Genomic DNA, 1,200 nt, shown 5'->3' on the forward strand with positions numbered 1-1,200 from the left:
CTTCGGCATGTGATCGCTTGAGGCCATGCACCTATTTTGCTATCGGCCTGCGATCGCTGTGTTTGAGCGCAGCATGGTACACGGAGCGCCGTCAACAGCATCGCCAGATCATTCCGAGTGACTCTCACGCGCTGAACTGCGCGGGAAGTCCCGCCCTTCTGGCTTGGCGCGGACGCATCGCTGAGGGAATGGTCGCTGGCCTTGGCGGCATTTCCTCGCGCTGCCCCGTCCGGTCCTGCCGGCAGGGCTCTGGCCGGTGACGGGCCCCGACGGTCGGGGTCGGTCCAGGAGATCCCAGCCATGACACCATCCAACATGCCTCGCTCGGCGGAGCGCCGCTCATGAGCCCGGAGGCGAGGGCTTACCGCCGCGCCCAGCGCGCCCGCTATCCCCGGAACTGAAAACGGATCAGCCGCTGGGTCATCACCCGCGCCGAGTACCGCTGCGAGGCCTGCGGTGCCGAGCAGGGCACGTTGCACCCGGTCTCAGGCTCAAGAGTCATTCTCGGCGCCGCCCACCTCGACCACCGGTCCGAAAACGTCTCGCCGAACAACCTGCAGGCGTGGTGCCAGCGTTGCCATCTCCGTTACGACCACCCGCACCATCTGGCGCAGATCAAGGCTAATCGGCTGGCGCGGCTCGCCGCGGTGCCGCCGGGCAGCCTGCTGGCCCTTTTGCTCGGCACCACGCCCGACCGCGGTCCGTGAGCTAGTCCCAGCGGTGCCGGCCTTGTGCAGCGGTGCGGCGCATTTGCCCGCTGCCACGGCAGGCACCGAGTAGCAAACGGTATGTGTCGAGTTCGGCCAGAACCCAAACCGAGCTCTGCCTGTATTCGGCTGCGACCCAAGAGGACGCCGGGACCACTAGGTCGTATGGACAGTTACCTGAGCCACAGGACGATGGCGGCGAGGGTGACAACGGCGAGGTAGTTACGGGCGGTCTTCTCGAAGCGGGTTGCGACGCGGCGAAACTGCTTGAGCCTGCTGAAGTAGCACTCGATGAGGTGGCGCTGGGCGTAGAGGTGGCGGTCGAGCGGGTATTTGCGGGCGCGGGACGGGTTGTTTGGGATGACGGCGACCGCGCCTTTGGCGTAAGCGTCCTTCTTCGGCTGCCTTGCGCTGCGGGCGTCTGATTGGGTGACCTTGCTGGCTTGTGGGTGGTGCGGATGTCCGTTGCCGCCCTTACGCCTAGGGGTAAGGT

General features: G+C 66.2%; 2 protein-coding genes. One reads left to right on the forward strand and one right to left on the reverse strand.

Features of this window, described 5'->3' with window-relative positions; genetic code table 11:
- Positions 1 to 473 precede the first annotated feature (473 nt).
- Entirely contained in the window at positions 474 to 707 is a 234-nt protein-coding gene (locus E2C06_RS36555; RefSeq protein ID WP_133293399.1) for a hypothetical protein, read from the forward strand.
- Positions 708 to 880: 173 nt separating this feature from the next.
- On the opposite strand, the gene E2C06_RS36560 is transcribed toward E2C06_RS36555, so the two are convergent.
- Positions 881 to 1,200, reverse strand: a 320-nt coding sequence (locus E2C06_RS36560) for a transposase (protein ID WP_241671636.1), incomplete at its 5' end; no start/stop codon positions are given.

Source organism: Dankookia rubra (assembly GCF_004355005.1).
GTDB lineage: Bacteria > Pseudomonadota > Alphaproteobacteria > Acetobacterales > Acetobacteraceae > Paracraurococcus > Paracraurococcus ruber_A.